At 71.5% G+C, this 23,717-nt stretch carries 27 protein-coding genes; 16 read left to right on the top strand and 11 right to left on the bottom strand.

The window, feature by feature from the left end:
* Positions 1 to 90: 90 nt before the first annotated feature.
* Genes ychF through ASC77_RS21255 form a run of 5 tightly spaced genes read right to left on the bottom strand, consistent with a single transcriptional unit; the run spans position 91 to position 4,266 of the window.
* The gene (ychF, locus tag ASC77_RS21275; protein WP_056157575.1) at positions 91 to 1,167 is read right to left on the bottom strand and encodes a redox-regulated ATPase YchF; all 1,077 of its coding nucleotides are present in this window, start codon (positions 1,165 to 1,167) and stop codon (positions 91 to 93) included.
* Positions 1,168 to 1,219: 52 nt separating this feature from the next.
* A complete protein-coding gene (locus ASC77_RS21270) occupies positions 1,220 to 2,077 on the bottom strand; it encodes an MOSC domain-containing protein (protein WP_056157571.1) in 858 nt (285 codons plus the stop codon).
* 4 nt (positions 2,078 to 2,081) lie between these two features.
* Positions 2,082 to 2,498: a hypothetical protein gene (locus ASC77_RS21265; RefSeq protein ID WP_056157569.1), complete on the bottom strand. Its 417-nt coding sequence runs from the start codon at positions 2,496 to 2,498 to the stop codon at positions 2,082 to 2,084.
* Positions 2,495 to 3,721, bottom strand: a complete 1,227-nt coding sequence (locus tag ASC77_RS21260; RefSeq protein WP_056157566.1) for an MFS transporter — start codon at positions 3,719 to 3,721, stop codon at positions 2,495 to 2,497. The genes ASC77_RS21265 and ASC77_RS21260 overlap by 4 nt, the downstream gene beginning before the upstream one ends.
* Positions 3,718 to 4,266, bottom strand: a complete 549-nt coding sequence (locus ASC77_RS21255; RefSeq protein WP_056157563.1) for an ArsR/SmtB family transcription factor — start codon at positions 4,264 to 4,266, stop codon at positions 3,718 to 3,720. The genes ASC77_RS21260 and ASC77_RS21255 overlap by 4 nt, the downstream gene beginning before the upstream one ends.
* Before the next feature lie 72 nt (positions 4,267 to 4,338).
* On the opposite strand from ASC77_RS21255, the gene ASC77_RS21250 reads away from it, so the two are divergent.
* On the top strand, positions 4,339 to 5,133 hold the full coding sequence (locus ASC77_RS21250) for an exodeoxyribonuclease III (RefSeq protein WP_056157559.1): 795 nt from the start codon (positions 4,339 to 4,341) through the stop codon (positions 5,131 to 5,133).
* On the opposite strand, the gene ASC77_RS21245 is transcribed toward ASC77_RS21250, so the two are convergent.
* Positions 5,123 to 5,731: a dihydrofolate reductase family protein gene (locus ASC77_RS21245; RefSeq protein WP_056157557.1), complete on the bottom strand. Its 609-nt coding sequence runs from the start codon at positions 5,729 to 5,731 to the stop codon at positions 5,123 to 5,125. The two genes, ASC77_RS21250 and ASC77_RS21245, sit on opposite strands and share 11 nt — an antisense overlap.
* Positions 5,732 to 5,811: 80 nt before the next feature.
* Between ASC77_RS21245 and ASC77_RS21240 the strand changes: the two genes are divergently transcribed.
* Together ASC77_RS21240 and ASC77_RS21235 are read left to right on the top strand one after the other, a co-directional pair.
* Positions 5,812 to 6,861 (top strand): DNA recombination protein RmuC, encoded by a 1,050-nt coding sequence (locus ASC77_RS21240; RefSeq protein WP_056157554.1) that lies wholly within the window; start codon positions 5,812 to 5,814, stop codon positions 6,859 to 6,861.
* Positions 6,858 to 7,322, top strand: a complete 465-nt coding sequence (locus tag ASC77_RS21235) for a DUF6542 domain-containing protein (protein ID WP_200945080.1) — start codon at positions 6,858 to 6,860, stop codon at positions 7,320 to 7,322. Before ASC77_RS21240 ends, ASC77_RS21235 begins: the two co-directional genes overlap by 4 nt.
* Here ASC77_RS21235 and ASC77_RS21230 read toward each other — a convergent pair.
* Both ASC77_RS21230 and ASC77_RS21225 read right to left on the bottom strand, forming a co-directional pair.
* Positions 7,265 to 7,891, bottom strand: a complete 627-nt coding sequence (locus tag ASC77_RS21230) for an L-threonylcarbamoyladenylate synthase (protein ID WP_056157552.1) — start codon at positions 7,889 to 7,891, stop codon at positions 7,265 to 7,267. The genes ASC77_RS21235 and ASC77_RS21230 overlap by 58 nt on opposite strands.
* Before the next feature lie 9 nt (positions 7,892 to 7,900).
* On the bottom strand, positions 7,901 to 8,902 hold the full coding sequence (locus ASC77_RS21225) for a 4-hydroxy-3-methylbut-2-enyl diphosphate reductase (RefSeq protein ID WP_056157549.1): 1,002 nt from the start codon (positions 8,900 to 8,902) through the stop codon (positions 7,901 to 7,903).
* Positions 8,903 to 8,948: 46 nt separating this feature from the next.
* Between ASC77_RS21225 and xseA the strand changes: the two genes are divergently transcribed.
* The 4 genes from xseA (at position 8,949) to ASC77_RS21205 (ending at position 11,791) form a co-directional block, all read left to right on the top strand.
* Positions 8,949 to 10,193, top strand: coding sequence for an exodeoxyribonuclease VII large subunit (gene xseA / locus ASC77_RS21220; protein ID WP_056157546.1), 1,245 nt, complete (start codon positions 8,949 to 8,951; stop codon positions 10,191 to 10,193).
* Positions 10,177 to 10,395, top strand: coding sequence for an exodeoxyribonuclease VII small subunit (locus ASC77_RS21215; RefSeq protein ID WP_056157544.1), 219 nt, complete (start codon positions 10,177 to 10,179; stop codon positions 10,393 to 10,395). The genes xseA and ASC77_RS21215 overlap by 17 nt, the downstream gene beginning before the upstream one ends.
* Before the next feature lie 76 nt (positions 10,396 to 10,471).
* On the top strand, positions 10,472 to 10,969 hold the full coding sequence (locus ASC77_RS21210; protein ID WP_235547879.1) for a SigE family RNA polymerase sigma factor: 498 nt from the start codon (positions 10,472 to 10,474) through the stop codon (positions 10,967 to 10,969).
* A gap of 18 nt (positions 10,970 to 10,987) precedes the next feature.
* Positions 10,988 to 11,791, top strand: a complete 804-nt coding sequence (locus ASC77_RS21205) for a hypothetical protein (protein ID WP_056157541.1) — start codon at positions 10,988 to 10,990, stop codon at positions 11,789 to 11,791.
* Here ASC77_RS21205 and ASC77_RS21200 read toward each other — a convergent pair.
* A complete protein-coding gene (locus ASC77_RS21200; protein WP_056157538.1) occupies positions 11,788 to 12,363 on the bottom strand; it encodes a DUF4245 family protein in 576 nt (191 codons plus the stop codon). The two genes, ASC77_RS21205 and ASC77_RS21200, sit on opposite strands and share 4 nt — an antisense overlap.
* Positions 12,364 to 12,556: 193 nt before the next feature.
* Between ASC77_RS21200 and ASC77_RS21195 the strand changes: the two genes are divergently transcribed.
* The 5 genes from ASC77_RS21195 to glpX are packed head-to-tail and all read left to right on the top strand — an operon-like array spanning position 12,557 to position 17,444.
* Entirely contained in the window at positions 12,557 to 13,792 is a 1,236-nt protein-coding gene (locus ASC77_RS21195) for an SLC13 family permease (RefSeq protein ID WP_056157536.1), read from the top strand.
* Positions 13,789 to 14,550, top strand: a complete 762-nt coding sequence (gene modA, locus ASC77_RS21190) for a molybdate ABC transporter substrate-binding protein (RefSeq protein WP_056157533.1) — start codon at positions 13,789 to 13,791, stop codon at positions 14,548 to 14,550. The genes ASC77_RS21195 and modA overlap by 4 nt, the downstream gene beginning before the upstream one ends.
* A 3-nt stretch (positions 14,551 to 14,553) precedes the next feature.
* Positions 14,554 to 15,339, top strand: a complete 786-nt coding sequence (locus ASC77_RS21185) for an ABC transporter permease (protein WP_056157531.1) — start codon at positions 14,554 to 14,556, stop codon at positions 15,337 to 15,339.
* Positions 15,336 to 16,391 (top strand): sulfate/molybdate ABC transporter ATP-binding protein, encoded by a 1,056-nt coding sequence (locus tag ASC77_RS21180; protein ID WP_056157528.1) that lies wholly within the window; start codon positions 15,336 to 15,338, stop codon positions 16,389 to 16,391. The genes ASC77_RS21185 and ASC77_RS21180 overlap by 4 nt, the downstream gene beginning before the upstream one ends.
* Positions 16,392 to 16,421: 30 nt before the next feature.
* Positions 16,422 to 17,444 (top strand): class II fructose-bisphosphatase, encoded by a 1,023-nt coding sequence (glpX, locus tag ASC77_RS21175; RefSeq protein WP_056157525.1) that lies wholly within the window; start codon positions 16,422 to 16,424, stop codon positions 17,442 to 17,444.
* Here glpX and ASC77_RS21170 read toward each other — a convergent pair.
* Complete coding sequence (locus tag ASC77_RS21170; protein WP_156391220.1) at positions 17,409 to 18,242, bottom strand: esterase/lipase family protein; 834 nt, start codon at positions 18,240 to 18,242, stop codon at positions 17,409 to 17,411. The two genes, glpX and ASC77_RS21170, sit on opposite strands and share 36 nt — an antisense overlap.
* 122 nt (positions 18,243 to 18,364) lie before the next feature.
* Between ASC77_RS21170 and ASC77_RS21165 the strand changes: the two genes are divergently transcribed.
* Complete coding sequence (locus ASC77_RS21165; RefSeq protein ID WP_235547877.1) at positions 18,365 to 19,315, top strand: alpha/beta fold hydrolase; 951 nt, start codon at positions 18,365 to 18,367, stop codon at positions 19,313 to 19,315.
* A 77-nt stretch (positions 19,316 to 19,392) separates the two neighbouring features.
* On the opposite strand, the gene ASC77_RS21160 is transcribed toward ASC77_RS21165, so the two are convergent.
* Positions 19,393 to 20,475, bottom strand: coding sequence for an ABC transporter ATP-binding protein (locus tag ASC77_RS21160; protein WP_056157514.1), 1,083 nt, complete (start codon positions 20,473 to 20,475; stop codon positions 19,393 to 19,395).
* 159 nt (positions 20,476 to 20,634) lie between these two features.
* Here ASC77_RS21160 and ASC77_RS21155 point away from each other — a divergent pair, with 159 nt between their 5' ends.
* From ASC77_RS21155 to ASC77_RS21145, 3 genes are read left to right on the top strand one after another with little or no spacing between them, the layout of a single operon-like run.
* Complete coding sequence (locus ASC77_RS21155; protein WP_056157511.1) at positions 20,635 to 21,912, top strand: extracellular solute-binding protein; 1,278 nt, start codon at positions 20,635 to 20,637, stop codon at positions 21,910 to 21,912.
* A complete protein-coding gene (locus tag ASC77_RS21150; RefSeq protein WP_056157508.1) occupies positions 21,909 to 22,841 on the top strand; it encodes a carbohydrate ABC transporter permease in 933 nt (310 codons plus the stop codon). The genes ASC77_RS21155 and ASC77_RS21150 overlap by 4 nt, the downstream gene beginning before the upstream one ends.
* Positions 22,841 to 23,713: a carbohydrate ABC transporter permease gene (locus ASC77_RS21145; protein ID WP_321163713.1), complete on the top strand. Its 873-nt coding sequence runs from the start codon at positions 22,841 to 22,843 to the stop codon at positions 23,711 to 23,713. Before ASC77_RS21150 ends, ASC77_RS21145 begins: the two co-directional genes overlap by 1 nt.
* Positions 23,714 to 23,717 lie beyond the last annotated feature (4 nt).

Genomic DNA, 23,717 nt, shown 5'->3' with positions numbered 1-23,717 from the left:
TCAGGTTTCGAGCCGCCCGTCGCGGCCTCGCAGGCTCGGCCGCGGGGCTCCCTCAACCTCTTCGGGTCGCTCCGGCTCCGCCGGAGCGCCTCAGACGTTGAAGCGGAACTCGACCACGTCGCCGTCGGCCATGACGTAGTCCTTGCCCTCCATGCGCACCTTGCCGGCCTCCTTGGCCTTCTGCATGGAGCCCAGTCCGATCAGGTCGTCGAAGGAGACGATCTCGGCCTTGATGAAGCCGCGCTGGAAGTCGGTGTGGATGACACCGGCGGCCTCGGGAGCGGTCGCGCCCTGCGGGATCGTCCAGGCGCGGGTCTCCTTGGGGCCGGCGGTCAGGTAGGTCTGCAGGCCCAGGGTCTCGAAGCCGACCCGGGCCAGCACCTCGAGGCCCGGCTCCTCGACGCCCATCTCGGCGAGCATCTCGCGGGCCTCGGCGTCGTCGTCGAGCTCGACCAGCTCGGACTCGAACTTGGCGTCCAGGAAGATCGCCTCGGACGGCGCGACCAGCGCGCGCATCTTGTCCTTGAGGGACTCGTCGGAGAGCTCGTCGGCGTCGCAGTTGAAGACGTAGATGAAGGGCTTCGCGGTGAGCAGGGAGAGCTCGCGGATCAGGGAGCGGTCCACCTTCGTGGCGATGATCGGCGTACCGGCCTCGAGGTGGCCGAGCGCCTCCTTCACGACGTCGAGGACGGCGGCCTGGGACTTGTTCATCCGGGCCTCCTTCTCCAGCCGCGGGATCGCCTTCTCGACGGTCTGCAGGTCGGCGAGGATCAGCTCGGTCTGGATCGTCGAGATGTCGTTGCCGGGGTTGACCTCGCCGTCGACGTGGGTGACGTCCTCGTCGCGGAAGACCCGGGTCACCTGGCAGATCGCCGACGACTCCCGGATGTGGGAGAGGAACTTGTTGCCCAGGCCCTCACCCTCGGAGGCACCCCGCACGATGCCGGCGATGTCGACGAACTCGACGGTCGCCGGGAGGATCTTGGCCGACCCGAAGAGCTCGGCCAGCTGCGGGAGCCGCCCGTCCGGGACGCCCACGACGCCGACGTTGGGCTCGATGGTCGCGAACGGGTAGTTCGCGGCGAGCACGTCGTTCTTGGTCAGTGCGTTGAAGAGGGTCGACTTGCCCGCGTTGGGGAGCCCGACGATGCCGATGGTGAGTGCCACGGGCGGTCACTTTACGGGCGTACGACGACCGCGCCCCAATCCGAGCTGACGATCAGCCGGCGGGCCGGATCGGACCGCCGCCCGGCGCCACCCGGTCGAGGATCTCGACCTCGTCGCCGACGCGGATCGTGACGCCCGGGGTGTCGGGCACCAGGTTGACCCCGAACCAGGTCGCGCCGTCCCACCGGCGGATCCGGGCGAGCGAGGCGATCGGCTCCTTCCCGCGGGCAGCGGTGTCCGGGTCGATCGTGGTGAGCACGCAGCGGGCGCAGCCCTTGACCGCGCGGAAGACGGCGTCGCCGATCCGGATCCGGCGCCAGTCGTCCTCCTCCCAGGCCTCGGTCCCGGCGATCACGACGTTGGGTCGGAAGCGGGTCATCGGCAGCGGTGGGTGAACGCCCTCGGACCGCTCGAGGACCACGTCGTTCAGGGCCGCGAGGGACGCCTCGGTCGCGACGAGCAGCGGGTAGCCGTCGGCGAACGACACCCGGTCGTCGGGCTCGCTGAACTCGATGCTGGTGGGACGGCGGGTCGGGTCGTCGAGGTGCACGAGGCGCGCCGTACGCCCGAGCGCCTTGCTGAACCACGCGTCGGCCTCCTGGCCCGCAGGCGCGGCGGTGAGCGTGGAGTGCCAGATGGTGACGCCGGTCTGGGTGCCCGGGTCGGGGGTCCGCACCTCGAGCGGCGGGAGCTCGGGCGCCGTCAACGCGAGCCCGTCGGGGGTGATCGTCGGGTCGATCAGCACCAGGCCGTTGGCCTCGCGCGCGGTGATGACGGCGCCGTCCTCGTCGACGACCATCCAGCGCCGGTCACCGGCAAGCCCCCAGGGCTCCACGACCGCGGCGTCGAGGTCCTCTCCCCGGCAGGACTTGACCGGGAAGCGGTGGATCGAGGACAGGCTCAGGGGCACGGGATCACGGTACGGCGAGCTGCCGCTGCCACGCGAACCGCAGCACCGTCACCGAGAAGACCAGGGTGAGCGCGACGATGACCGCCTCGACGACCCCGCCACCGCCGGAGGTGAAGATGCCGTTCTCCACGTCGTACAGGAAGTCCATGCCGAAGAGGTAGAGACCGGCGGACCCGGCGCAGGTGAGCCAGAACGTCGCCGACGGACGTTCGCGGGACAGGGCGACCAGCGCCAGGACGCACGCGACGCCGAGCCAGAGGTCGGCGAGCGGGAAGGCGTTCTCGAACTCGTAGTAGGCCTGCGTGTGCTCGCTGGCCAGCACGTCACGGTCGATGAACCAGATCGCCCAGTAGGCGATGTCGATGACGACCGCGATCACGAGCATGACCTGCACGCTCTGCCTGATCGGGGGGAGCCTCATGGTCGCGATCCAACCAGTTCCTCCTCGGGGCGGAGGCTGATCGCGCGGATCGCCGGGCGCGACAGCGGGACGAGCATCAGCAGCGCCATCGCGAGGCCGAAGCCGGCGCAGGCCCACGCCACGCCGGCGCCCGAGGCGAAGAGGCCGAAGACGACCATCCCCAGTGGCATGAGCACGTCGTCGCCGAGCATCTGGATGGACGCCATCCGGCCGAGGTAGGCACCGTCGACCGTGCCGACGAAGACCGCGGACAGCAGCGCCGAGGCGGCGCCCGAGGTCGCCCCGATCACCGCGCACGCCAGAGCGGTCGTGACGAGCGGGCCGGCGGCCAGCACGGCGATCGCGCCGCCCTGCAGCACCAGGAACCAGAAGCCGGTGGTCGCCTCGTGCCGCGGCCGCCAACGGAAGAGCGCCAGCGCGCCGAGGGCGGCGCTGAGGCCGACGGTGGCGTTGAGCAGGCCGAGGGTGTGTGCACCCCAGTCGGCCTCGCGGACGTGCAGCGCCAGGCCCAGCGAGAGCGCCGGGGAGACCGCGAGGTTGAGCCCCGACAGGGTCAGCACCAGCGTCCGGGTCGCGGGCACGTCCCGCAGGTGGGCGAAGCCGCGCGCGATCCCGCGGATCGCCGGCTCCGACTCGGCTCTCGGGAGCGGGTAGCGCGGACGCAGGGCGAGCGCGAGGTAGCCCACCACGACGCCGAAAGTGACGGCGTTGGCGACCGCGCTGCCGCCGATCCCCCACGTCGCGACGACGGCCCCGCCGAGCGCCGCCCCGGCCATGCCGCCCAGGCGGTTGGCCGTCTGGCTGGCCCCGGCGTACTCGGGGAGGGTCTCGGGCGGCACCAGCTGCCGGCCGATCGTGGCGGCCGAGGGGATGTAGATGGCGTCGCAGATCCCGAAGCCTGCGGCGGCCAGGGCCAGCAGCGGCACCGACGCGCCGTGGACCGCGACCAGGACGGCCGTGACGACCAGCACCACCACGCGCACGGCGTTGACGAGCAGCATCACCCAGCGGGTCTGCAGCCGGTCGGCCAGGATCCCGCCCACCAGCAGCACCACGGCGCGTGGCAGCGTCCCGGCGGCGACCACCAGGCCGGCGACGGCCGGGGACGCCACCTGCACCGCCGTCCACGCCAGCGCGACCGTCCACACCGCGTCGCCCGCGGCGGAGAGGCCCTGGAGGCCGATCCAGCCCAGGACCAGCCGGTCGCCGCGCAGGCCGCTCACGGGCGCGTGGGGAAGCCGTAGGAGAAGACGAACACCGGGCGGCGCTCCGTGCCGTCGTCGAGGTCGATGCGATCGCGCCACTCGCGCGTCGCCACCCGGAGGGCCTCCGAGAGCTCCTCGAGCTCCTGCGGGCTCGCCATCGCCAGCGCGTCCGAGCTGAACGCCGCGTGCCGCCAGGCCGGGTCCGCGCGCTCCGTCTCCCGCATCCACGCCGAGAGCTTGGCCAGGTGGTGGTCGGTGTTCAGCCGCTGCGCCGCCTTGGCCTGCATCCGCTCGGCGGCGTCGGCGAAGTCGTCGACCGACCACGACACGCTGTCCTGGTCGAGGCGCCACCAGCTGGTCCGCCCGTCGGTCGCGAGCTCCGGTGCCGGCGCCACCACCCCCGCGCGCTGCAGCATCCGCAGGTGGTGGCTGATGCTGCCGACCTGCTGCCCGAGCTCCCGCGCCAGCGTGCCGACCTGCGTCGGACCGTGCAGGAAGAGGTAGTCGACCATCCGTCGCCGCGTCGGGTGGTGGAAGGCCCGGAGGGTCTCGATCGAGGTCATGCCAGGGACGCTAGGGGCGTCCTCCGGAACCTACAAGAGTTCTTGTACATCTCCGGCCGTAGGGTGACGCCCGTGCGCATCGCGACCTGGAACGTCAACTCCCTCCGGACCCGGATCGACCGTGTCGAGGCCTTCCTCGACCAGCACGAGATCGACGTGCTGGCCCTGCAGGAGACGAAGGCGCGCGAGGAGCAGCTGCCGCTGATGGGACTCCAGGCCCGGGGGTACGAGGTCGCCGCAGCCGGCACCAACCAGTGGAACGGCGTCGCGATCCTCAGCAGGGTCGGGCTGGAGGACGTCGAGATCGGCTTCCCCGGCCAGCCCGGCTTCACCAAGGAGCTGGACACCCCCGCCGAGGCGGAGTCGCGGGCGATCGGCGCTACCTGCGGCGGCGTACGCCTGTGGTCGCTGTACGTGCCCAACGGCCGCAAGCCCGACGACCCGCACTACGTCTACAAGCTGGACTGGTACGCCGCGCTGCGCGAGGCCGCCCGCGGCTGGCTCGACGGCGACGCCGTGCTGGTCGGCGACTGGAACGTCTGCCCGACCGACGACGACGTCTTCGACGTCACGCAGTTCAAGAACTCCACCCACGTGACGCCCGCCGAGCGCGCGGCGTTCTTCGCGTTCCTCGAGGACGGCTGGGTCGACACGGTGAAGCCGTACGACGCCGGCTACACCTACTGGGACTACTACCGGCAGCGCTTCGAGCGCAACCGCGGCCTGCGCATCGACTTCCTGCTCGGCTCGCCGTCCCTGGTCGGCCGGGTGAGCGGCGCCTTCGTGGACCGCGACGCCCGCGACCCCGCCCAGGGCACCGGCGCCCCGTCCGACCACGCCCCGGTGATCGTGGACCTCAGCGACTGACCCGGTAGCGCACGTGGGTCGCGTACGGCGAGTGCTCCGCCTCGACCGGCTCCAGGCGGGCCACGACCGTGCCGTCGAAGATCCGCTCGCCCGCGTCGAGCAGGATCGGCGCGATGTCGAGGGTCAGCTCGTCCAGCTCCCCCGCAGCCAGCGCCTGCCGGACGACCGAGGCGCCGCCGGCGATCGACACGTCGCCGTTGCCCGAGGCGCGAGCGCGGGCCAGTGCCGCGGCGAAGCCGTCGGTCACGAAGTGGAAGGTCGTGCCACCCTCCATCGTGATCGGCTCGTGGCCGTGGTGGGTGAGCACGAAGACGTCGGCGTGGTACGGCGGGTCCTCGCCCCACCAGCCACGCCACTCCTCGCCGTACGACTCCCACGGGCCGCGCACCGGGCCGTACATGTTGCGGCCCATCACGTAGGCGCCGCCCGGCACCAGCACGCGGTCCCGCCACCGGCGGTCGACCGCCGTCGCGTCGTCGGCGAACATCCACCGGTGCAGGTCCTCCCCGCCGACGCCGAGTGGCTGCTCCAGCCGCTGGTCGGGACCGGCGACGAAGCCGTCCAACGAGATGCTCAGGTGTGCCTGGGTGATCGCCATGTGTGCTCAGACCCGCTCACGGCGCGCAGCTCATCGGTCGGGTCCCCGTCACTGTCGGTGGTCGCCGCCATGCTGGCCGCATGGACCTCCTGACGCTCTTCCTCACGCTCCTGGTCGGCCTGGCCATCGGTGCGGTCGTCGGCATGCTCTGGTCGCGGTCCCGCCCGTCCTACACCGGCGGCGTCGTCGACCAGGCCGAGGTGATGCAGGGGCTGGACCGGCTGAGCGACCAGATGCACCACCTCGACCGGGCTCGCGCGACCTGGCAGGGGCAGTTCGACGCGCAGGTCGGACAGCTGCAGCGCGAGACCCACTCCCTGGCGACGGCGCTGCGCAAGCCGCAGGTCCGGGGCCGCTGGGGCGAGCTGCACCTGCGGCGGGCCGTCGAGCTCGCCGGTCTCGTGGACCGGTGCGACTTCGCCGAGCAGGTGCGACTCGACGACGGGGCGCTCCGGCCCGACCTGGTGGTCAACCTGGTCGGCGGGCGGCAGGTCGTGGTCGACGCCAAGGTGCCCCTCGACGCCTACCTCGACGCGACGAGCACCGACGACGAGGACGAGCGCGAGCACCACCTCCGCCGTCACGCCGGTCAGCTGCGCACCCACGTCGACACGCTCGGCGCGAAGCGCTACTGGCGCTCGTTGGAGGAGAGCCCGGAGTTCGTGGTGCTGTTCGTGCCGGCCGAGTCGTTCCTGGCCTCGGCGCTCGAGACCGACGGCTCGCTGATCGAGTACGCCGCGGCGCGGCAGGTCGTGCTCGCCACCCCGACCACGCTGATCGCCCTGCTGCGCACGGTCGCGCACGGCTGGAGCCACGAGGCGCTGGCCGACCAGGCCCGCGACATCCACCGCCTCGGGCGCGAGCTGCACGAGCGGCTCGCGAGCATGAACGGTCACCTCGACCAGCTCGGCCGCTCGCTCAACGCGGCCGTCGGCCACTACAACCAGACCGTGGGCTCCCTGGAGTCGCGGGTGCTGGTCTCCGCACGCCGGTTCGGCGACCTGCCGGCACCCCGCCAGGTGGAGTCCACGACCCGCTCGGTGGACGGTGCGGGCGCCCCGGGGCTGCACGCGGTCGACCGGCGCGGCGCCGACGACGAAGGTCCCGCGGGCCATAGCGTGGCCCTGTGAGCCAGAGGACCCTCTGGGAAGAGGGGCACGAACCTGCCCGTCAGGTGGTCGTGCTCGGAGTCGCGCTCGCCCTCACGATCACCGCGCTGGACCTGCTCGTCTTCGGGCACCTCACGGTCCTCTTCGACATCTGCTTCGTGCTGGTCTGCGTGCTGCTGGCGCTGCTGGTGCGACCGCGCGACTTCTTCACCGTGGGCGTGCTGCCCCCGCTGCTGATGGTCGGCGTCTTCCTGCTGATCGGGGTCACCCGGCCCGACGTGATCGCCGACGACACCGACGGCGCCGTCCAGGCGGTCGTGAGCGGACTGTCCCACCACGCCGGCTCGCTGATCATCGGGTACGCCGCCGCGCTGGGTGTCCTCGCCCTGCGCCACCGCGTGCTGCGCCAGAGGGCGCAGGACGCTCAGGCCGCCTCGAACCTGCTCGGGTCCCCGGCGCCGACGCGCACCACCTCGGGGTAGCCCTCCGACCAGTCGATGACCGTCGTCGGCTCGGCGAGGGTCTCCCCCGCCTCGACCACGACGTCGACCTGGTGGTCGAGCTCCTCCTTGATCTCCCAGCCCAGGCTGCGCGGCTCCGTCTCGTCGGGGAGGATCAGCGTGCTCGTCAGCAGCGGCTCACCGAAGGTGTCCAGCAGCGCCTGCACGAAGACGTGGTCGGGGATGCGGACGCCGACGGTCTTCTTCTTCGGGTGCATCAGCCGCCGCGGCACCTCCTGGGTGGCCGGCAGGATGAACGTGTACGGCCCCGGGGTCGCCGCCTTGATCGCCCGGAACGCCGAGTTGGCGACCTGCACGAACTGGCCGAGCTGGGCGAAGTCCTTGCACATCAGCGTGAAGTGGTGCCGGTCGTCGAGGCCGCGGATGCGCAGGATCCGGTCGCGACCGTCGCGGTTGCCGAGCCGGCAGCCCAGCGCGTAGCCGGAGTCGGTCGGGTAGGCGATCAGCTGGTCGTCGCGCAGCGCGTCGGCGATCTGGTCGAGCAGCCGCTGCTGCGGGTTGTCCGGGTGGACGTCGAGATAGCGGGCCATCGGATCGGCTCAGACCCGGCCGGCGGCCTTGAGGTCGCGCCGCAGCTCCGGCGGGAGCGCGAAGATCAGCGACTCCTCGGCACTGTGCACGGCCTGGGCGTCCGGGTAGCCGCGCTCGGCCAGGAAGGCGAGCACGCCGTCGACGAGGGCCTCCGGGACGCTCGCGCCCGACGTCACGCTGACGGTGCGGACTCCGTCCAGCCACGCCTCGTCGATCTCGGACGCGTCGTCGACGCGGTAGGACGCCTTCGCGCCGGCCTCGAGGGCGACCTCGACCAGGCGCACGGAGTTGGACGAGTTGCCCGAGCCCACGACGATCACCAGGTCGGCGGCTGAGGAGATCTCCTTGACGGCGAGCTGGCGGTTCTGGGTGGCGTAGCAGATGTCGTCGCTCGGCGGGTCGAGCAGGTCGGGGAACCGCTCGCGGATCGCGGCCACGGTCTCCAACGTCTCGTCGACCGAGAGCGTGGTCTGCGAGAGCCAGGCGACCCGCTTCGGGTCCCGGACCACGATGCCGGGCACGTCGGCGGGGCTCTGCACCAGCTGGATGTGCTCGGGCGCCTCGCCCGCCGTGCCCTCGACCTCCTCGTGGCCGGCGTGCCCGATCAGCAGGATGTCGTAGTCCTCGCCGGCGAAGCGCTTCGCCTCGTGGTGGACCTTGGTGACGAGCGGGCAGGTCGCGTCGATCGTCTTGAGCGAGCGCTCCCCGGCCTGGCGGTGCACCTCGGGCGAGACGCCGTGGGCCGAGAACACGACGGTCTGGCCGGCCGGCACCTCGTCGAGCTCCTCGACGAAGATCGCGCCGCGCGACTCCAGGTCGGCGACCACGTGCTTGTTGTGGACGATCTGCTTGCGGACGTAGACGGGCGCGCCGTACAGGTCGAGCGCCTTCTCGACGGTGATGACCGCCCGGTCGACGCCGGCGCAGTAGCCCCGCGGGGCCGCCAGCAGGACCGCCTTCTCGGCGTCCTCCGGCGACAGGATCGGGGGCATGCCCATGTCGGTCGTCATGGTGTCCAGTCTAGGAGTGTCGGCCTGATCCCCTAATCTCGCGGGCATGGCCATGGAGACGTCGCTCGAGTCCCCGGCCCCGGTGCGCCAGGTCGCCAACGCGATCGCCGGCTGGGTGGACCGGCTCGGCGCGGTGTGGGTCGAGGGACAGGTCGCGCAGGTCAACCGCCGCCCGGGCATGAGCACCGTCTTCATGACCCTGCGCGACGCGGTGGCCGACATCTCGGTCACGGTGACCTGCTCCCGCACGCTCTTCGACGGCCTGAACCCGCCCGTCGTCGAGGGCGCCAGCATCGTGGTGCACGCGAAGCCGTCGTACTACGCCAACCGCGGCACCCTGTCGCTCTACGCCCGTGACATCCGGATGGTCGGCCTCGGCGAGCTGCTGGCGCGCCTCGAGCGCCGTCGCCAGCTGCTCGCGGCCGAGGGGCTGTTCGCGCGGGAGCTGAAGCGGCCGCTGCCGTTCCTGCCCGGCACCGTCGGGCTGGTGACCGCGCCCAACAGCGCCGCCGAGCGCGACGTGCTCGAGAACGCGAGGCGGCGGTGGCCGGCCGTCACCTTCGAGGTCGCGTACGCCGCGATGCAGGGCCAGCGCTCCGCCGCCGAGGTGATCGAGGCCGTGGAGCGCCTCGACCGCAACCCGGCAGTCGACGTCATCGTGGTCGCCCGCGGTGGCGGCTCCGTCGAGGACCTGCTGCCGTTCTCCGACGAGGCGCTGATCCGCGCCGTGGCCGCCGTGCGTACGCCGGTGGTGAGCGCGATCGGCCACGAGCCCGACCAGCCCCTGCTCGACCTGGTCGCGGACGTCCGAGCCTCCACCCCGACCGACGCCGCCAAGCTGGTCGTGCCCGACGTCGCCGAGGAGCAGCGCGGCGTCACCCACGCCCGCGACCGCGTCCGGGGCGCCGTGCGGGCCTGGCTGGCCCGCGAGCAGGCCGGCCTCGACGCGCTCCGCTCGCGCCCGGCGCTGGCCGATCCGCGCACCCTCCTCGACGCCCGCCTCGACGAGGTCGCCCAGCTCCGCGACCGGGCCCGGCGCACCCTGGGCCACGCCCTCGACCGGGCGGCCGACGACATCGGGCACCACCGGGCGCGGGCCCGGGCGCTCTCGCCACTCGCGACCCTGCAGCGCGGGTACGCCGTGCTGCAGGACGCCGACGGCCACGTCGTCACCTCGGTCGCCGGCGTCGCGGCCGAGCAGCAGATCAGCGTGCGCGTCGCCGACGGCCGCATCCACGCCACGACCACCACCACCGAGACGCTCGAGGAGACCCATGCCGAAGAAGGCTGAGCAGCCCGCGGACACGCCGTCCTACGAGGCCGCCCGGGAGGAGCTCATCGACGTGGTGCGCCGCCTCGAGGCCGGCGGCACGACGCTGGAGGAGTCGCTCGCCCTGTGGGAGCGCGGCGAGGCGCTGGCGAAGATCTGCCAGGACTGGCTCGACGGCGCCCGGCAGCGGCTCGACGCCGCGATCGAGACCGAGGACGAGTAGGGACGAGTAGGACTGCAACACTTCCGGCCCGGCGCCCCTCTAGACGGGTGTGACGACCGATGTGGTGGATGAACCGGTGACGACAGCCCGCCGAGCGGCGAGCTTCGAGGAGTTCGTCGTCGCGACCGGCGACCGGATGCTGCGGACGGCGGTGCTGCTGACCGGCGACCGCCACGCGGCCGAGGACCTGGTGCAGAGCGCCTACGCACAGGCGTTCGCCCGGTGGCGCCTGGTGGCCCGGGCGGACAACCCGACGGCGTACACCCGGGCGATCCTGACCCGGCTCTTCCTCTCCGACCGTCGCCGCAAGCGGGTGCGTGAGCTCCCGCTGCTCGCCGGGGCCGACGCTCCCGCGACGACCACCGATCCCGCCCTCCGGCTGTCCCTCGTGGAGGCGCTGGCCACGCTGCCGCCGACCGATCGCGCGGTGCTGGTGCTCCGCTACTTCCACGACCTCCCGGTGGCCGAGGTCGCCGACCAGGTCGGGCTCTCGGAGTCCGCCTGCCGCACCCGCGCCTCCCGCGCACTCGCCCGACTCCGCACCCACTTCCCCGACCTGGCCGACCAGGCCTGACCGAGACGAGGACCGACCATGAAGCTGCACGACTCCCTCGACCACGCCGTCGCCGACGTCTCCGCCGACCTGCCCGCGCTCGTCGCCGGCTCCCGCCGGCAGGGCCTCTCGATCCGCCGGCGCCGCCGGGCCCTCGCCACCGTCGGGACCGCCGCCGCGGTGTCCGTCCTCGCTCTCGGCGCCTACGCGCTGGTGCCGGGCGACCAGGGTCCGAGCGACACCGGCGTCGCCACCGACATCGCCTCGCCGGTGCCGGTCGGCGCGCTGAGCGGGCGGACCGCACCGATCACCAGCGGCGGGGTCGCCGCCGCGCTGGCCGCGACGGTGGAGGACGTCGCGGACGGCACCTTCGGCCGGTTCCAGGGCGACGCCTCGAACCGCGAGGGCTCCGCGGCTCTCCTGTTCGAACCCGAGAACGGCTCCGGGCCCGCGGGGCAGGTGTTCATCAACCTCCAGCCGCTCGCCATGGCCGGTCAGGCGCCCTACACGTGCGAGGGCTACCTCGAGGACTACCTGACGGACTGCACGGTCCGACAGCTCCCGAACGGCGACACCCTGCGCACCTACCGCGAGGACGACGACACCGAGGTCGGCGCTGGGTCCCAGCGCGTGGTCGCAGAGGTGCTCCGCCCGGAGCAGCGGCTCCGCATCCTCGTGTTCGCCAGGAACAGCAACCCCTGGGCGATCGGTGAGCTCCGCGCTCGACCGGTGCTCACCACCGAGCAGCTGATCGAGATCGCGACCCAGCCGTGGTGGAGCCGCACCGAGCTGCCGGTGGAGTACGTCGAGGCCGGCAACGACCTCGAGCTCTACCAGAACTAGGGGGTCAGCGGGGCGTCGGTCAGCGACTCGACCAACGTCCGCAGCGCCTCCGGGTCGCCGGAGCTGTAGACCAGCACCGTGTCGTCACCGTGCTCGGCGGTGTAGGCGTGGTCGCCGTCGGTGTCGACCCAGGCGGTCCACGTCCCGATGTCGGTCGTCAGGGTGCCGTCGTCGTCCTCGGTCACACCGTCGCCGACGTACGTCGACAGCAGGTCGTGCTCCGACGCGTCCTCCTGGTGGATGCCGGCGGTGTGGGCGTCGTCGGTGGTGAACACGACGTCGAGGGCGGGACGGTCGCCCTGGGTGAACAGGGCGTCCTTCACCGACCAGCCGTCGGGGAGCTCCGGCGCGTAGACGGGCTTCAGGCCCAGCTGCTGGACGCTGGTGACCAGCTCGCGGTAGTCGATCTTCTCGGGCTCGTACTCCGGGGTGTCGCGGAACGCGCCGCGGAAGACCACGATGCCGAGGACCACCAGCACCAGGACGATCATCGAGCCGATCAGGCCGCCGGTGGACCGGTTGTAGCGGCCCGCCTTCTCCGGCTGGCTCGGCGCGGTCGTCGGCTCACTCACCGGAGCAGTTTCCCAGGTGGCCTGGACGGGGGATTTCCTGGGGTCGTGCAAGCGAGCGGCGCTCAGCGCCGCGCTGGCCAGGCGGCGAGCGAAGGCAGACCCGAGTCCGTCGAGCGCTGGCAACGCAGCCAGCGCGGATGCTGAGCGTCGCGCAGCGTGCGAGACCAGGGAATCCGTCGTCTAGGGTCGCGTCGTGGCGGCCCTCGATCTCATCCCGGTGGCCGCCCTGCTCGGACTCCTCGCGACGGCGTACGCCCACCCGTCGGGCCGCGTGGAGGCGGGCGTGGGCCTGGTCGCCGCGCTCGCGACCCTCGCGACCGGGATCCTGACGTGGTCCGACGTCGAGGACACGGTGCGGCACCTCGGACCGGTCGTGCTCTTCCTGGTCACGATCCTGGTCGTCGCCGACGTGTGCGCGCGGGCCGGCCTGTTCGCGGCCGCCGCGGCTCGGGTCCGCGACGCCGGCGGCGGTCGCGCGGTCCCGATCTTCACCGGCGTCTTCCTGCTGGCCGCCGCCGTCACGGCGGCGCTCAGCCTGGACGCGACCGTCGTCCTGCTGACCCCGGTCGTCGTCGCCGCGGCCGTCAGCAGCGGCACGTCGTCGCGCCCCGGCGCCTACGCCTGCCTGCGGATGGCCAACTCGGCGTCGCTGCTGCTGCCCGTCTCCAACCTCACGAACCTGCTCGCCATGCCGCACCTCGACCTCACGTTCGGCGGGTTCGCGGTCGTGATGGCGCCGGTGCTCGCGGTCGTCCTGGTCGTGGAGTACGTCGGGCTGCGGTTGCTCTTCCGCCGCGACCTCGCCGCACCGCCGGGTCCGTCGTACGCCGAGGAGACGCCGCCGCTCCCCCGCTTGCCGCTCGCGGTCGTGCTGCTGATGCTGGTCGGCTTCGGGGTCGGCTCCCCGCTGGGGATCGAGCCGTTCTGGGTCTCCGGCGCCGCCGCGCTGGTCCTGGTCCTCTGGGCCCGACGGCGCGGGCTGCTGGCCGTCCCCGACGCCGTCCGGGCAGCGCACCCGGCGTTCGCGCTCTTCGTCCTCTCCCTCGGCATCGTCGTCGCGGCCCTGGCCACCGGCTTCCTGGGCGACTGGGTGAGCGACGTGCTGCCCGACGGGACCGACTTCGCGAGCCTGCTGCTCATCGCCGTGCTGGCGACGGTGCTCGCCAACCTGCTCACGAACCTGTCGGCGACGCTGCTGCTCGTGCCGCTGCTGGCGTCGCTGGGCGACACCGCCATCCTCGCCGCGCTGCTCGGCCTCAACATCGGCTCCGGGCTCAGCTACACCGGCTCGCTCGCCAACCTGCTGTGGCGGCGCGGCATGGTCCGGCTCGGGCACCCGCCCTCGCTGCGGGAGTTCCACCGGGTCTCGCTGCTGGTGACGCCGGTCAGCCTGGTCGCCGCGGTCGCTGTGCTTTCCTTGGTCGCGTGAAGCTGCTCGGACTCGCCGCTGCCCTCGTCCTGCTCCTCGCCGCCTGTGGCAGCGACTCCGACGGAGGTGGCGGCAGCAGCGGCACCACGACCCTCACCGTGTACGCCGCCGCCTCGCTCACGTCGACCTTCGAGCAGATCGGCAAGGAGTTCGAGGCCGAGCACGACGGCGTGAAGGTCGAGTTCGACTTCGGCGGCTCCTCCGACCTCGTCACCCAGATCACCGAGGGCGCGCCGGCCGACGTCTTCGCCTCCGCCGACACCGCCAACATGGACAAGCTCGTGGACGGCGACCTCGCCGACGGCGACCCGCAGGACTTCGCGACCAACACCCTCGAGATCGCCACCCCGCCCGACAACCCGGCGGGCGTCACGAGCTTCCAGGACCTGGCGAAGAAGGGTCTCCAGCTGGTGATCTGCGCGCCCGAGGTGCCGTGCGGCGCCGCGACGCAGACGATGGCCGACAACCTCGGGGTCACGCTGAGCCCGGTCAGCGAGGAGCAATCGGTCACCGACGTGCTCGCCAAGGTCACCTCGGGCGAGGCGGACGCCGGCGTCGTCTACGTGACCGACGTGAAGGCAGCCGGGGACGCGGTCACGGGGGTCACCTTCCCGGAGTCGGGGGACGTCGTGAACACCTACCCGATCGTGCCGGTCGCCGACAGCAAGGAATCCGACCTCGCGAGCCAGTTCGTCGACTTCGTGCTCGGCGACACGGGCCAGGGCATCCTCCAGGACGCCGGCTTCGGGCAGCCTTAGGGCGTGAAGCAGCGGCAGGTCGGCCTCCCCGGCTGGATCTTCGTCCCCGCCGCGCTGGGCGCCGCCCTGGTGCTGCTCCCGCTGGTCGGGATGGCGTCGCGGGTCGAGTGGGGCAGCTTCGTCGAGCTGGTCACGTCCGACTCCGCGCTGACCGCGCTCTGGCTGAGCCTGAAGACCTCGCTGGTCGCCACCCTGCTCTGCCTGCTGCTCGGCGTGCCGATGGCGCTCGTGCTTGCGCGGACGAGCTTCCGCGGCCAGGGCGTCGTGCGCTCGCTCGTCCTGCTGCCGCTGGTGCTGCCGCCGGTGGTCGGGGGCATCGCGCTGCTCTACACGTTCGGCCGGCGCGGGCTGCTCGGCGAGGAGCTCGACGCACTCGGCCTCCAGGTCGCGTTCTCGACCTCCGCGGTCGTGCTGGCGCAGACGTTCGTCTCCCTGCCGTTCCTGGTGGTCAGCCTCGAGGGATCGCTGCGCAGCGCGGGCGCTCGCTACGAGGAGGTCGCCGCGTCGCTCGGCGCGCGGCCGACGACGGTGTTCCGCCGGGTCACCCTCCCCCTGGTGCTGCCCGGCCTGGTCTCGGGCGCGGTGCTGTCGTTCGCCCGGGCCTTGGGCGAGTTCGGAGCGACGATCACCTTCGCGGGCAGCCTCGAGGGCACGACCCGGACCCTGCCGCTCTTCATCTACAACCTCCGGGTCGTCGACCCCGACGCCGCCGTCGCGATGTCGCTGGTGCTCGTCGCGGTCGCCGTCCTCGTGATCGCGTTCGCCCGCCCGGGACGGAGCACCTGGTGAGCCTCGAGCTGGACGCCCAGGTCGCCCAGCGCGACGTCGACGTCGCGCTCGAGGCCGCCGACGGCGAGACGGTCGCCGTGCTCGGCCCCAACGGCGCCGGCAAGTCGACGCTGCTCGCCGTGGCCGCCGGGCTGCTCCGGCCCGACACCGGGCGGGTCGTCCTGGACGGCGTCGAGCTCACGGGCCCCGGTGTCTGGGTCGCCCCGCACGCGCGACGGATCGCGCTGCTGGCCCAGGACCCCCTGCTCTTCCCGCACCTGAGCTCGCTCGAGAACGTCGCGTTCGGCCCCCGCAGCCGCGGCGTACGACGTCGCCCGGCTCGCGAGCAGGCGCGGTCGTGGCTCGAGGAGGTGGGCGTCGCCGACCTCGCCGACCGGCCACCCGGTGAGCTGTCCGGCGGGCAGGCGCAGCGGGTCGCGGTGGCCCGCGCGCTCGCCGCCGACCCCCGGCTGCTGCTGCTCGACGAGCCGATGGCCGCACTCGACGTCGCCGTACGCCCGGCGCTGCGGCAGTCGCTGCGTCGCGTGCTCGCCGACCGGACCGTCGTGCTGGTCACCCACGACGTCCTGGACGCCCTCCTGCTGGCCGACCGCGTGGTCGTGGTCGACGCCGGACGCGTCGTCGAGGCCGGACCGACGACGGACGTGCTCACCCGGCCCCGCAGCGCGTTCACCGCCCGGATCGCCGGCCTCAACATGGTCCGCGGCGCCTGGCGTGACGGGGCGGTGGTGGCTCCGGACGGCCACGTCGTCCGGGGTCTCACGGCCGACCCCGCACCCGCGGACGGGGACACCGTCGTGGCGGTCTTCCGGCCCAACGCCGTCTCCGTCTTCCGGGAGCCGCCCGGCGGCAGTCCCCGCAACACCATCGACGCGACGGTGACGGACCTGGAGCCGTTCGGCGACCAGGTCCGGGTCCGGGCGGCGACCGCGAGCGGGCACAGCCTCGCCGCCGACGTCACCTCGCTCGCGACCGCCGAGCTCGACCTGGTCCCGGGCGCTCCGGTGGTCTTCAGCATCAAGGCGACCGAAGTGTCGATCTATCGCACCTGAAGGGGATTCCGGGCCCGATAGAGTTCGGTCATGCCCGAGCCTGAGAGCCTCACCGTCGCTCCCGAGTCGCCCGATCGCAACCTCGCCCTCGAGCTGGTCCGGGTGACCGAGGCGGCCGCGATGGCCGCCGGTCGCTGGGTCGGGCGCGGCGACAAGAACGGCGCCGACGGGGTCGCGGTCAACGCCATGCGCGTGATGATCTCGACCATCGGCATGAACGGCGTCGTCGTCATCGGCGAGGGCGAGAAGGACAACGCCCCGATGCTCTACAACGGCGAGCGCGTGGGCGACGGCAGCGGTCCCGAGTGCGACGTGGCGGTCGACCCGATCGACGGGACGACCCTGACCGCCAAGGGCATGAGCAACGCGGTCGCCGTGCTCGCGGTCGCACCACGGGGCTCGATGTACGACCCGTCCGCGGTCTTCTACATGGACAAGCTCGCCACCGGCCCCGAGGCGGCCGACGTCGTCGACATCCGCTACCCGGTCGCCGAGAACATCCACCAGGTCGCGAAGGCCAAGGGCGGCAAGGCCGAGGACGTCACGGTGGTCCTGCTGGACCGCCCCCGTCACGCCGCGCTCGCGGAGGAGATCCGCACGACCGGGGCCCGGATCAAGTTCATCGTCGACGGCGACGTCGCGGGCGCGATCTCGGCGGCCCGCCCCGACAGCGGGGTCGACCTGCTGCTCGGTGTCGGCGGCACCCCGGAGGCGATCATCACCGCCTGCGCGATGAAGGCGATGGGCGGCGTCATCCAGGGCCAGCTCTGGCCCCAGGACGACGACGAGCGGCAGAAGGCGCTGGATGCCGGCCACAACCTCGACAGCGACTTCGTGCTCGGCACCGACGACCTGGTCACCGGCGACGACTGCTTCTTCGTGGCCACCGGCATCACCGACGGTGACCTGATGCGCGGCGTGCGCTACTACGCCGGCGGGTGCACGACGGAGTCGCTGGTGATGCGCTCGCGCAGCGGCACGATCCGCAAGATCAGCTCGGAGCACCAGCTCCAGAAGCTACGCGCTTTTGCCGCGATCGACTTCGACGGCTGAGGCGCTGGTCCGCAGCAGGCTGTCACCGACGATGTCGATCACGCGCGGGTCGAAGGCCATGCCCAGGTGGGAGGCGGTGACCTCGACCTCGCGGGCCACGGGGTCGATGCACGCCCGCCAGTCGACGATCCCGTCGCGGCGCGAGTAGACCGACGTGAAGCCGATGCCCGCAGGCATCGGCGCCCGACACTCCTCGAAGCTCTGGCGGGCGCACGCTCCGGCGACGCAGTCCTCGGCCATCAGGCCGGGGACGCCGGCCTTGCTCAGCCGCACCAGCATCTCCACGCTGGCGCTCAGCGAGCGGTGGTGCGCACCCGGCGCCAGCATCGGGCTGCCCAGGGTGACGACGTTGGAGACCAGGTCGGGCCGGCGTACGGCGACGCCGCGGGCGAGCATGCCGCCCAGGCTGTGGCCGACCAGCTGCACGCGCGTGCCGCGCCGGATCGAGATCGACTCCAGCCGCGCCTCGAGCTGGGCGGCGGCGTTGAGCGTGCAGCCGATGTTGGCGTGGATGTGGGAGCGGTAGGTCCGGAACCCCTGGGCGCGCAGCGAGCGGGACATCAGGGCCAGGGTGCCGTCACCGGCGAGGAAGCCGGGGACGAGCAGCACCGGGTCGCCGAGCCGGGAGACCCCACGCTGGGCGTACGGCGTGTCGCGGCGGGTCCGGCGGTCACCCGCGGCGCGGAGCGCGAACCGGCCGATCTCGACGACGGCGCTGCTCTCGCGCAGCACCGCACCCACCGCGGGGGCGGCGAAGCCCTCCGGCAGCAGGAAGTCGGCCAGCGCGTTGCTCGGCATGCTCTCCACGGTACGGCGCAGCGTCGACACATCGGCGCTTTTCGGCCGGAACGTGTCCCAAGTTCGGTATCGCACGTCACCTCCCTCGTGGCACCGGGACCGATGGATGGTTGACTGGTCAAGTGCCTCCCGGAACACGACGTACCCGCGCCGCGGCCTCCGAAACGCCGGTCCAGGCCACCGTGCCCGCGGCCGAGGAGCTCTTCGCCCCCGTCGGTCGCGGCATCGAGCTCTGCTACCAGACCTTCGGCGACGCCGACGGCGACCCGCTGCTGCTGGTGATGGGCCTCGGCGGCCCGATGACCTGGTGGGACACCGAGCTCTGCGAGGCCCTGGCGCGCGCCGGGTTCTTCGTGATCCGCTACGACAACCGCGACACCGGCCGCTCGACGGTCCTCGATGCCCGTGTCTCGCGGGCGACGCTGGTCCGCGCGTTCGCCGGTGTCCGGGTGCGGGCGCCGTACGCCATCGCCGACCTGGCCGACGACGCCTTCGGCCTGCTCGACCACCTGGGCCTCGACTCCGCGCACGTCGTCGGGGTCTCGATGGGCGGGATGATCGTCCAGACGATGGCGATCTCGCACCCGGCGCGGGTCCGGTCGCTGACCAGCATCATGTCGACGACCGGCAAGCGCACCGTCGGCTGGCAGGACCCGACCGTCCTCCCCCGGCTGCTCGCCCCGACGAAGCCCGGTCGCGCGGCGTACGTCGCGAGCAGCCTGGCCTTCACACGGCTGATCGGCTCACCGGCCTACCCCGACACCGACGAGCGGATCCGCGGACGCGCGGAGACGACGTACGACCGCGGGCTGCACCCCGCGGGCACCGTGCGCCAGATGCTCGCCGTGCTGACCCAGCCCAACCGGGGCAGCCGGCTGCGCGGCGTCCGCGTCCCGGCCCTGGTGGTCCACGGGCTCGCCGACAAGATGGTGCACGTCTCGGGCGGGCGGGCCACCGCGGCCGCGATCCCCGGCGCCGAGCTGCTGCTCATCGACGGCATGGGCCACGACCTGCCGCCCGCGCTCTTCGAGACCTTCGTGGCCGGCATCCGGCGTACCGCTGACCGAGCCTGAAACGCCGACCCGGCGCCAGTTTTCACCCTCACGGTGAAAGCTGGCGCCGGGTCGACTGAAAACTGGCCCGGGGTCGGCTAGTCGGAGAGGCGCTCGCCCGTGTCGGTGTCGAACACGTGCACGTTCTGCGGGTCGGTCGTCACGTAGACCGTCTCGCCCTTCTGCACGTGGTCGCGCCCGTTGACGCGGATGATGATGTTGTTGGGCGTGCCCTCGACACCGCTGGTGCCGTAGACGAAGGCGTCGGAGCCGAGGTCCTCGACCACGGTCACCCGGACCGGCATGCCGGCCTCGCTGTTGCCGACGATCCGCCACGCCTCGGGGCGTACGCCGACGGTGATGTTGCCCTGCATCTTCGCGGCCGCGGCCGGGTCGACCGGCACGAGGTAGTCGCCGATCTGGGCCTTGCCGTCCTGCGCCTGGGCCTCGAGGAGGTTCATCGCCGGCGAGCCGATGAAGCCGGCCACGAACAGGTTGACGGGCTTGTCGTAGAGACCCAGCGGGGTGTCGACCTGCTGCAGGTAGCCGTCCTTCATGACCGCGACGCGATCACCCATCGTCATCGCCTCGACCTGGTCGTGGGTGACGTAGACGGTCGTGACGCCCAGGTCGGCCTGGAGCTTCGCGATGTCCGTGCGGGTCTGCACGCGCATCTTCGCGTCGAGGTTCGACAGCGGCTCGTCCATGCAGAAGACCTGCGGCTGACGGACGATCGCGCGCCCCATCGCGACGCGCTGGCGCTGACCACCGGAGAGCGCCTTCGGCTTGCGGTCGAGGTACTCGGTGAGGCCGAGGATCGTCGCCGCCTCCTGGACGCGCTTGTTGCGCTCGTCGGTCGGGACCTTCGCCATCTTCAGCGCGAAGCCCATGTTGTCGGCGACCGACATGTGCGGGTAGAGCGCGTAGTTCTGGAACACCATCGCGATGTCCCGGTCCTTCGGCGGGATGTTGGTGATCTCCCGGTCCCCGATGAAGATCTTCCCCTTGTTGACCTCCTCGAGCCCCGCGAGCATCCGCAGGGTCGTGGACTTGCCGCAACCGGAGGGGCCGACGAGGACCATGAACTCCCCGTCACCGATCTCGAGACTGATGCCCGGGACTGCGGGCTTGTCGGCGCCGGGATACCACCGCTGCGCCTCTTCGAACCTGACTGTGGCCATGCTTCAACAACTCCTTCACCGGCAGGTACGTGCCGGACGATCCGTCGTAAAGGTGAGCGCGCTCACAGTAGCGGGTGCCCCTGATCGAAGAAATGTCAACGTTTACATCGCGACGAAAGGGGGCTACATGTGATCTAGACCACTGGGGAGGTGGAGCGCATGGATCGAGTACGTCGCGGAGTCGCCGCGGCCGCAGCGCTGATCACGGCTTCCGGGCTGCTCGCCGCCTGTTCGGCCAACGCGGACTCGGGCAAGCCCGAGCTCATCTGGTACATCAACCCCGACAGCGGCGGACAGGCCGCCGTCGCCAAGAACTGCTCCAACGACGACTACACGATCAGCACGCAGGTGCTGCCCCAGGACGCGAACGAGCAGCGGATCCAGCTGGCCCGCCGGCTCGCCGCCCGGGACTCGGGCATCGACATCATGAGCATCGACCCGCCCTTCACGGCCGAGTTCTCCAACGCCGGCTTCCTGGCGCAGATCCCGCAGGACCTCCAGGACAAGCTCAAGGACCAGTCCTTCCAGGGAGCGACGGACGCCGCCACCTGGAACGACCAGATGGTGGTGGCCCCGTTCTGGTCCAACACCCAGGTGCTCTGGTACCGCAAGTCCTTCGTCGAGAAGGCCGGCATCGACATGACCAAGCCGGTCACCTGGGACCAGATCATCGACGCCGCCTCCAAGAACGGCGGCAAGGTGGCCGTGCAGGCCAACAAGTACGAGGGGTACGTCGTCTGGATCAACGCCCTGATCTCCGGCGCCGGCGGCGAGCTCGCCACCGACACCGACAAGGGCATCGACCTCAAGCTCGAGATCGACTCCCCCGCCGGAGAGGCGGCGGCCGGCGTGATCGAGAAGCTCGCCCACTCGAAGGCCGCACCCGCCGACCTGTCGGTCGCCCAGGAGGGCCAGGCCGGCAGCACCTTCGGCGGGCCGCAGGGCGCGTTCATGGTCAACTGGACCTACATCTTCAACAGCTACGAGGGCACCGACCCCGGTTTCAACAAGGACATCGGCTACACGCGCTACCCGCAGACGACCGAGGGCGACGAGTCGCGACCGCCGTACGGCGGCATCGGGCTCGGCGTGAGCAAGTACTCCAAGCACGTCGACGACGCCATGAAGGCCATCGAGTGCATCACCAGCCCGGAGAACCAAGAGGTCAACGCGGAGATCACCGGCAACATGCCGGCGAGCGAGGCGGGCTACGCGGCCAACGACGACGCGCTGCAGAAGACCTACCCCGCCGACCTGCTCCAGCTCTTCCAGGACAGCCTGGACGCCGCGGCCCCGCGCACCGTGACGCCGTACTGGAGCGACATCTCCGGCGGGCTCCAGTCGACCTGGCACCCGCCCGCCGACGTCAACAAGTCCACCCCGGCGGACTCGCAGAAGTTCATCGACGACGTCCTGCACGGAAGGAGCCTGCTGTGAGCACCGTGGCGAAGGCACCGGGCAAGCCGGTGGTGAGCGACCGGGCCCGGGCCGAGAACCGGCTGGGCCAGAAGCTCGTGCTCCCTGCCGTCATCGTGATGCTGGTCGTCACGGCGTGGCCGATGATCCAGGCGATCTACCTCTCGCTCTTCCGCTACCGGCTGACCACGCCGGACGACAAGTCGTTCGTGGGCCTGTCCAACTACGGGACCGTCCTCACCGACTCGCTCTTCTGGCAGGACACCCTCAACACCGTGATCATCATGGTGGTGACGGTGGCCATCGAGCTGGTCATCGGCTTCGCGTTCGCGATGGTGATGCACCGCATCGTCTTCGCCCGCGGCGCGATCCGGACGTCGATCCTGATCCCCTACGGCATCATCACCGTGGTCTCGGCGTACGCCTGGCAGTTCGCGTTCAGCCTCAACAACGGGTTCGTGAACGCCTGGTTCTCGTGGCTGCCGTGGATCGAGCCGGACACGAACTGGTTCGGCAGCCACTGGCCGGCGATGTTCGCGATCATGGTCTCCGAGATCTGGAAGACGACGCCCTTCATGGCGCTGCTCCTGCTCGCCGGTCTCTCGCAGGTGTCCGAGGACATGATCGAGGCCGCCGAGGTCGACGGAGCCACCTGGTGGCAGCGGCTGTGGAAGGTGATCCTGCCCAACATGAGGGCGGCGATCATGGTCGCGGTGCTCTTCCGGGCACTCGACGCGTTCCGCATCTTCGACAACATCTACGTGATGACCCGAGGGGCCCAGGACACCGAGTCCTCGTCCTTCCTGACCTACCGCCAGGTCATCCAACAGTTCCAGCTCGGCCTGGGCTCGGCGCTCTCGGTGCTGCTGTTCCTGACCGTGCTGCTGCTGGCCTGGCTGATCGTCAAGCTCTTCCGCGTTGACCTCGCGCAGGCGAGAGGAGAGGCGTGATGGCCATGTCGAGGACGCGCAACAAGATCGGCACGTGGGTCGGCTTCATCGTCATCCTGGTGTGGTGCCTGCTGCCGGTCGCCTGGATCGTGTCGCTGTCGTTCAAGGGACCCGGTGAGACCGCCTCCGGCAGCCCGCAGTTCCTGCCCAAGAACCCGACCCTCCAGAACTTCCGGGACATCCTCGGCATCGGCTCCGTGACGCCGGGCCAGGAGAACACGCACGCCGACTTCCTCGACGCGCTGCGCAACTCGTTCGGCATCGCCGCGATCGCGACGGTCCTGGCGGTCATCTTCGCGACGCTCGCGGCGTACGCGATCGCCCGGCTGGAGTTCAAGGGCAAGCGCCTCGTGCTCTCGCTCGCGCTGGCCATCGCCATGTTCCCGGTGGTCGCCCTGGTCGGACCGCTGTTCGACCTGTGGCGCACGCTGCACCTCTTCAACACCTGGCCGGGCCTGATCATCCCCTACATGTCGTTCACCCTGCCGCTGGCGATCTGGACGCTGTCGGCGTTCTTCCGGGAGATCCCCTGGGAGATGGAGCAGGCCGCACAGGTCGACGGTGCGACGTCGTGGCAGGCCTTCCGCAAGGTGATCGTCCCGCTCGCCGCGCCCGGCGTGTTCACCGCGGCGATCCTCACGTTCTTCTTCGCGTGGAACGAGTTCGTGCTCGCGATCTCGCTGACGTCCACCACCGAGTCGCGCACCGTGCCCGCACAGCTGTCGTTCTTCGTGGGACCGGACCCGTTCAACCCGCCGTACGGACTGCTCGCCGCCGCCTCCGTGGTGGTCACCGTCCCGATCATCATCATCGTCCTGCTGTTCCAGCGAAAGATCGTCGCCGGCCTCACCTCCGGCGCAGTGAAGGGGTGACCTC

Source organism: Nocardioides sp. Root1257 (assembly GCF_001425175.1).
GTDB lineage: Bacteria > Actinomycetota > Actinomycetes > Propionibacteriales > Nocardioidaceae > Nocardioides.
The sequence above is the reverse complement of the archived record's forward strand: the minus strand, read 5'-3'. Positions and strand labels throughout refer to the sequence as shown.

What these genes read in the sequence shown, in the direction of transcription:
- ASC77_RS21265 (WP_056157569.1), bottom strand. Translation starts at nt 2,498, where the DNA reads ATGAGGCTCCCCCCGATCAGGCAGAGCGTGCAGGTCATGCTCGTGATC.
- ASC77_RS21255 (WP_056157563.1), bottom strand. Translation starts at nt 4,266, where the DNA reads ATGACCTCGATCGAGACCCTCCGGGCCTTCCACCACCCGACGCGGCGA.
- ASC77_RS21245 (WP_056157557.1), bottom strand. Translation starts at nt 5,731, where the DNA reads ATGGCGATCACCCAGGCACACCTGAGCATCTCGTTGGACGGCTTCGTC.
- ASC77_RS21240 (WP_056157554.1), top strand. Translation starts at nt 5,812, where the DNA reads ATGGACCTCCTGACGCTCTTCCTCACGCTCCTGGTCGGCCTGGCCATC.
- ASC77_RS21230 (WP_056157552.1), bottom strand. Translation starts at nt 7,891, where the DNA reads ATGGCCCGCTATCTCGACGTCCACCCGGACAACCCGCAGCAGCGGCTG.
- ASC77_RS21225 (WP_056157549.1), bottom strand. Translation starts at nt 8,902, where the DNA reads ATGACGACCGACATGGGCATGCCCCCGATCCTGTCGCCGGAGGACGCC.
- xseA (WP_056157546.1), top strand. Translation starts at nt 8,949, where the DNA reads ATGGCCATGGAGACGTCGCTCGAGTCCCCGGCCCCGGTGCGCCAGGTC.
- ASC77_RS21215 (WP_056157544.1), top strand. Translation starts at nt 10,177, where the DNA reads ATGCCGAAGAAGGCTGAGCAGCCCGCGGACACGCCGTCCTACGAGGCC.
- ASC77_RS21205 (WP_056157541.1), top strand. Translation starts at nt 10,988, where the DNA reads ATGAAGCTGCACGACTCCCTCGACCACGCCGTCGCCGACGTCTCCGCC.
- glpX (WP_056157525.1), top strand. Translation starts at nt 16,422, where the DNA reads ATGCCCGAGCCTGAGAGCCTCACCGTCGCTCCCGAGTCGCCCGATCGC.
- ASC77_RS21170 (WP_156391220.1), bottom strand. Translation starts at nt 18,242, where the DNA reads ATGCCGAGCAACGCGCTGGCCGACTTCCTGCTGCCGGAGGGCTTCGCC.
- ASC77_RS21160 (WP_056157514.1), bottom strand. Translation starts at nt 20,475, where the DNA reads ATGGCCACAGTCAGGTTCGAAGAGGCGCAGCGGTGGTATCCCGGCGCC.
- ASC77_RS21155 (WP_056157511.1), top strand. Translation starts at nt 20,635, where the DNA reads ATGGATCGAGTACGTCGCGGAGTCGCCGCGGCCGCAGCGCTGATCACG.
- ASC77_RS21145 (WP_321163713.1), top strand. Translation starts at nt 22,841, where the DNA reads ATGGCCATGTCGAGGACGCGCAACAAGATCGGCACGTGGGTCGGCTTC.